The following is a 5,299-nucleotide window of genomic DNA, read 5'->3' as shown; positions in this document are numbered from 1 at the left end:
CAAGAAGCAGGGGATATCCCGCTGTTTGTCGTTCGCCCAGGAAACGACGAAACTGAGTGGGCCGAGCGTGTCGACGGTATTCTCACACCACCCGTCCGTACCCTCCAGAATGGTGAGACGCGGTTCTACACGACTGATTCGAATCTCACGTTCAACGGCGGAGCGACCGAAGAAGGTGGAGTGACGGCCGTCCGACCGGCGACCGACGACGAGAACGGGACCCAGAACATCTGGCGGCGTGATGGCGATGAGATCGTCCTTCGTGATGCCAGCGGGACGGAACACATCCGCCTCCCGTCGCTTGGAAAACTCTCGAAAGATCGTGTTCCGGCCATCTACAGCTACGACCACGCTGCCGACGAGTACGTCGTTTATGAGCATGGTGAGCAACACATCTACGAGACGAAATCGGCGTTCGAGAACGACTGGGTGCGTGTCAAGAAGCCATTCGTCCCCGAAACCGAACTCCCCGTCCCAGACTACACACGTTCGACGTACGGCATCGTCATCCTTCACGATGAGGCGAAATCGGTCGTGTATGAAGACGGTGAGAAGCGGCCACTCTCGGCAATCACTGACGGGGCATTCCGTCCCGCATCGCCTGAATCAGCGGCCGCTGACGAACCACCCAGTCAGAACGACCAGGCCGATGAGACAGTCGAGGAAGACCAATCGCCACCGTCGTTCGAAGCGTTTGTCGACGAATATCTCGTCGAAGACGCGGATGAAGCCGTGCCGAAAGACGATGTATTCGGTCTCTACAACGACTGGGCAGAGGCACACGGCATCGACGATCCGCTGAATAAGAGTTGGTTCACCCGGAAGCTCAACACCCACATCAAGGTGGACTCCACGAAGAAGCGAATCGACGGGGAACCCGTCCCGCATTACACTGGTGTCCGCATCCGGTCTGAAGAGGACTTTCAGCCATGAAATGGACGTACACGGTCCAATTCCCGATATCATCGGGACTTCTTGAGACCTGTTCCACCCAAGCTGAATCATGACCTCATCCAATCAAACTCGAAGGTCGGAAATCACCCGACTGCGGCATGTTCCACCCAAATCTTCAATGGGTGGAACAGCTACGAAACGGCCGAAATGGGTGGAACACGCTCACGTCCAGCGATTTTTAACCTGCTATAGCGGGTGTTCCACCCAACAACCAACTAGGATAGAACGGGGGGTCCCCGTTGGGACCAAGGGATTGGATCGCGACGTACAGCAGAGAGCGTTCTGTGCTGGCTCAGAGCCAGTGAGAGCCATGCGAGGTGCTACGTGAGGATGAGTGACCCTATCGTCAACGAGCCGGAGGCGATTCCGGAGACGTTACGCGAACGCGACCAATGGGTGTGCTGGCGCGAAGAGAAACGGGACGGCAAACCGACGAAGATTCCGGTGACGCCAGGGGCTGGGGGGTTCGCGTCAGCAACAGAGTCGGAGAGCTGGGCGAGTTTCGAGGCAGCACTCGACTACAGCGAGACGGAGTACGCCGATGGCATCGGGTTCGTGTTTACTGACGACGATCCCATCGTCGGTGTCGATCTGGACGACTGCCGCGATCCCGAGACAGACGACGTCGACGACGCAGCGTTGGATATCATCGCACGACTCGACTCCTATACGGAGGTGTCACCGTCCGGTACTGGCTATCACGTCCTGATTACCGGCGAACTCCCCGATGGGCGGAACCGTCGCGGGAGCGTCGAACTGTACGACACGGCCCGCTTTTTCACCGTTACTGGCGACCACGTCGAGCGGACACCGACGCACGTTGCACGTCGGCAGGACGCGCTCACAGCGATTCACCGTGAGTACGTCCAGGGCACCGAGCGTGATACAGCCTCCGAGTCCGAATCGCGTGGTGGCGCTGCCGCCCGGTCACCGACGACCGGTGCAGCTGACGTTGACGTCGACCTTGAAGACGAGGACCTCCTCGAGAAAGCGCGAAACGCATCGAACGGTGAGAAGTTCGAGCGGCTCTGGAACGGGAATACGGTCGGCTACGATAGTCAGTCGGAAGCCGACATGGCGCTGTGCTGTTTGCTGGCGTTCTGGACCGGTGGTGACCGGACTCAAATGGAGCAGCTGTTCCGCCAGTCGGGATTGATGCGAGAGAAGTGGGACGAGGTCCACTACGCTGACGGGTCGACGTACGGCGAGAAGACCATCGAGCGAGCGATTGCGACCACGTCGGAGTTCTACGACCCGAACGCCGGCGACGAGGTCGCAGATCCTCACGGCACACCTGACGGGGTCGCAACTGGCGGGACGCCTGACGAGGCAGACCGGAGTCGTGCGTATCTGGCGGAGAAAAACCGACTGTTGAGTGAGCGCGTCGACGAACTTGAGGCAACACTCGAACAGAAGACTGAGCGGATCGAGAGCCTCGAAGCAGAAATCGAACGACTCACCGATGAACTCGAAGCCCGTGACCAGGAGACTGCGCAATCCCACGAGGAAGAACCCGGTACGGGGGACGAGACCGGTGATGACTCAGAGCCAGCCTCGCTGTTAAGTCGATTCTTCGGCGGTCGATCCGAGTAGTGTCGCCGCTTCACCGCCATCCGGGAAGGTCTCTCTCGGGCGTTCAGGTTCCGCGAGCCAAGATGGTTAACCAACAAACTCGCCATATCACGCTATTTGTTGGTTAACTACGCTCAATCTCGCCGCAAAACGGTGGCTACCGCAGGAGACTGTAGTTCGGGAAACTATTCCTCGAAGTAAGAACTATATCCTTCGCTCTGCAATCCCAAGTATGTCCGAGACAGACGCCGCCGATGGGCCGCCCCCCTTCGAGGAGCCGTTCAGCAGCGACGACGTCGAACAGCGCATCTACGGGACCATCCTGCAAACCCGCGAGCCGACGACGGCGAGCGCGATCGCCGACAGCGCCGACTGTGACCCCAAGACCGCCCGGAAGTATCTGGGGTGGTTCGACGACCTCGGCATCGTCACCCGACACGATGGCCATCCAGCCACGTACGAACGCAATGACGCGTACTTCGAGTGGCGACGCATCAACCAGCTCGCAGCCGACCACTCCGTCGAGGACCTGCAGAATCGCGTTCGTGAACTCACGACGCACATCACCGAGTATGAGGAGGCGTACGACGCCGCGTCACCGGCTGCCGTCGACGCTGTCACCGCCGCGGAGGGCAGCGACGAGCGAACCATCGACGACGTGTACGGCGACCTCGCCGACTGGACGACCGCCCGCGAAGAGCGGGACCGCTACGAGCGCGCCCGCCAGCAACGCACGGGTGGCGAGCGCGAACAGGCATCCGGGTAGCCCGCTCGATGGTGCCACCGACAGGCGATGGCGGGAGCCCTGCCCCCATCGATCGTCCCATCCTCGAGTTCCTTCAGACGCGGCTCCAAGCGACGAGGCAGGTCTCCCACGCGGCCATCACGGATGCAAGCGGCCATTTCGAGCTTCAGGTCGTCTTTGCATCGTCATACTACCCAGCGCCCGTCGACGACGCAACCCTGACTGTCCGCTGGTACACGAACGACGACTTCACAATCCACTATCGTGAGTTACATTCGGGGCACACCTGGGAATGCCGATGGGATCGGCATCCGAACCCCCACAATACGCGCGACCACTTCCATCCCCCGCCCACCGCCCTCACGCCCGGTGACGATGATTCGTGGCCGACCGATCATCGTGATGTCCTGCAACTGGTCCTCGACGAGATCGAAGAACGGATTGCAGCACTGTGGGACGACTAGACGACTCCCTCGCAGTGGCGTTTATCGCGCCGACCAAGGGTGACGGCGCTCAGCCCGATGGGCACCACACGAGAGCCGCCGTGGTGTCCAGCCTGGTGTCAACTGAGCGCGGTCACAGGTGAATCCATGTCTACGTTTAGTAACTCCGAGACAGCGAGTGCATCGCCGTCAGAAAACCACACGAGCCCACCCCGAGAGACCGAGGACACAGAGCCACAGACATCCTGGCCAGACGATACGAGCAGCGAGGATGGAACACCAACGCTCAGGATGGACCAATGTCCGGAGTGTGGGAACCGTCGCTTCGTCTCAAAACTCCTCGTGTACGAGGTCACCGGCTACGACGAGGGCGGCGAGCAAGAATTCCGCCGCCAGCATGTCCGTGCAGAGTTCGAATACACCTGCAGTGAGTGCCAGACGACACTCCGGACGCTTCCCGCAGAGCGCCGCGATTACTACGGCGAAGTCGCGGTCCTCGAAACGGAACGGCGGGCAGCCCTCCGTGATCAACTCCGCCAGCTGGGGAGGCGGGTTTGGCAGCGCCTTGCAGCACGGACGACGTGGCTGGCACTCGGACTCGTGACACTCGTGACCGGGCTCGTGATCGCACTCTAACAGACCGACAGCAAGGGGTAGCTCACAGTAGGTGTTGGAGTAGCGTCATGCTTCCTTCCAACCAGGAACGAGGCTATCTGAAGGCAGATCGCTGACGGAGGACATCGTGCCCGCACCGCAGGTGTGTCTATCGGCGCCAGGAGGCGTGAGGCGCGCTCGAAGCGCGTGCAGAAGCGTGATTCCTATGTCTGGTCAAGATATCATCGACGACACGACAGGCGACTACGACCGGCTCGAAACCGAACTCGTTGCACAGGACCGGGATGCGTCCCGGGTCGCGACGGCGGACATCGACGAGCGGAGTGCCCGCCGTCTCGTTGGTGACCTCGTCGAGGACGATGTGGTGACGCCGATCCCTGACCACCGCATTCTCGTCCACGAGCCCAGTAGCAAGCCCTTCGAATCAATCACCCAGCTCGCCGTGTTCCATCGTGGCTGGCGGGCTGCCACCGACGCCGACGCGGAGGACAACTGATGCAACAGACGCTTTCTGGGTGTGCGTTCTGCGATTCACCGCCCGGTGCAGAGATGGGCGAGGCGCATACGTGGGGGAAAGACGAACGGGTGACGCACCCAATCTGTGTCGACTGCGCCACCCAGACGCGGTCGGATCCCGACGAGCGCGACCACCACGCCTGCGACGGGTGCGGACTGGTCGTCGACGCCCTCGCGGCACTTACCCGGTTCCGCGTCGAACTCGGCCATCTCGAGGGGCCAGTCCAACTGTGTGCTCGCTGTAGCCCTGGTGGGCTCGCGACGTACTGGACGCGTGACCTCACGGAGCACCTCGTTGCCGAGTGACGCTTGGGCGATTGAGGCTCACATCGTACACACGAAAACGGCTAAGTGCGTTGGCTCACAATGTACACATTATGAGCACCGATAAGAAGCGCGTGCAGTTTCGGGCCCCCGATCGGCTCATCGACCGGGCCGACGCACTGGCCGCAGT

Annotated in this window: 7 protein-coding genes; all 7 read left to right on the top strand. The window is 61.0% G+C overall.

The genetic code is table 11. The features are described from left to right. Nucleotides 1–933: primase-like DNA-binding domain-containing protein (locus ACQUQ1_RS21600; protein WP_435066283.1), on the top strand; the 933-nt coding region annotated here is incomplete at its 5' end. A 351-nt stretch (nucleotides 934–1,284) separates the two neighbouring features. Further along, complete coding sequence (locus ACQUQ1_RS21595) at nucleotides 1,285–2,547, top strand: phage NrS-1 polymerase family protein (protein WP_435066282.1); 1,263 nt, start codon at nucleotides 1,285–1,287, stop codon at nucleotides 2,545–2,547. Between the two features lie 211 nt (nucleotides 2,548–2,758). Beyond that, entirely contained in the window at nucleotides 2,759–3,292 is a 534-nt protein-coding gene (locus ACQUQ1_RS21590; protein WP_435066281.1) for a DUF7342 family protein, read from the top strand. 8 nt (nucleotides 3,293–3,300) lie between these two features. Beyond that, the gene (locus ACQUQ1_RS21585) at nucleotides 3,301–3,735 is read left to right on the top strand and encodes a hypothetical protein (protein WP_435066280.1); all 435 of its coding nucleotides are present in this window, start codon (nucleotides 3,301–3,303) and stop codon (nucleotides 3,733–3,735) included. A 270-nt stretch (nucleotides 3,736–4,005) separates the two neighbouring features. Further along, nucleotides 4,006–4,350, top strand: coding sequence for a hypothetical protein (locus ACQUQ1_RS21580; protein WP_435066279.1), 345 nt, complete (start codon nucleotides 4,006–4,008; stop codon nucleotides 4,348–4,350). A 184-nt stretch (nucleotides 4,351–4,534) separates the two neighbouring features. Further along, nucleotides 4,535–4,825: a hypothetical protein gene (locus tag ACQUQ1_RS21575; RefSeq protein WP_435066278.1), complete on the top strand. Its 291-nt coding sequence runs from the start codon at nucleotides 4,535–4,537 to the stop codon at nucleotides 4,823–4,825. Then, a complete protein-coding gene (locus ACQUQ1_RS21570) occupies nucleotides 4,825–5,151 on the top strand; it encodes a DUF7558 family protein (protein ID WP_435066277.1) in 327 nt (108 codons plus the stop codon). The genes ACQUQ1_RS21575 and ACQUQ1_RS21570 overlap by 1 nt, the downstream gene beginning before the upstream one ends. Nucleotides 5,152–5,299: the final 148 nt, after the last annotated feature.

The sequence above is a fragment of the Halobaculum sp. EA56 genome, assembly GCF_051195075.1.
In the GTDB taxonomy this organism is placed as follows: Archaea; Halobacteriota; Halobacteria; order Halobacteriales; family Haloferacaceae; genus Halobaculum.
The sequence above is the reverse complement of the archived record's forward strand: the minus strand, read 5'-3'. Positions and strand labels throughout refer to the sequence as shown.

Coding starts and splice junctions, on each gene's coding strand:
- ACQUQ1_RS21595 (WP_435066282.1), top strand. CDS start 1,285: ATGAGTGACCCTATCGTCAACGAGCCGGAGGCGATTCCGGAGACGTTA.
- ACQUQ1_RS21575 (WP_435066278.1), top strand. CDS start 4,535: ATGTCTGGTCAAGATATCATCGACGACACGACAGGCGACTACGACCGG.
- ACQUQ1_RS21570 (WP_435066277.1), top strand. CDS start 4,825: ATGCAACAGACGCTTTCTGGGTGTGCGTTCTGCGATTCACCGCCCGGT.
- ACQUQ1_RS21590 (WP_435066281.1), top strand. CDS start 2,759: ATGTCCGAGACAGACGCCGCCGATGGGCCGCCCCCCTTCGAGGAGCCG.
- ACQUQ1_RS21585 (WP_435066280.1), top strand. CDS start 3,301: ATGGTGCCACCGACAGGCGATGGCGGGAGCCCTGCCCCCATCGATCGT.
- ACQUQ1_RS21580 (WP_435066279.1), top strand. CDS start 4,006: ATGGACCAATGTCCGGAGTGTGGGAACCGTCGCTTCGTCTCAAAACTC.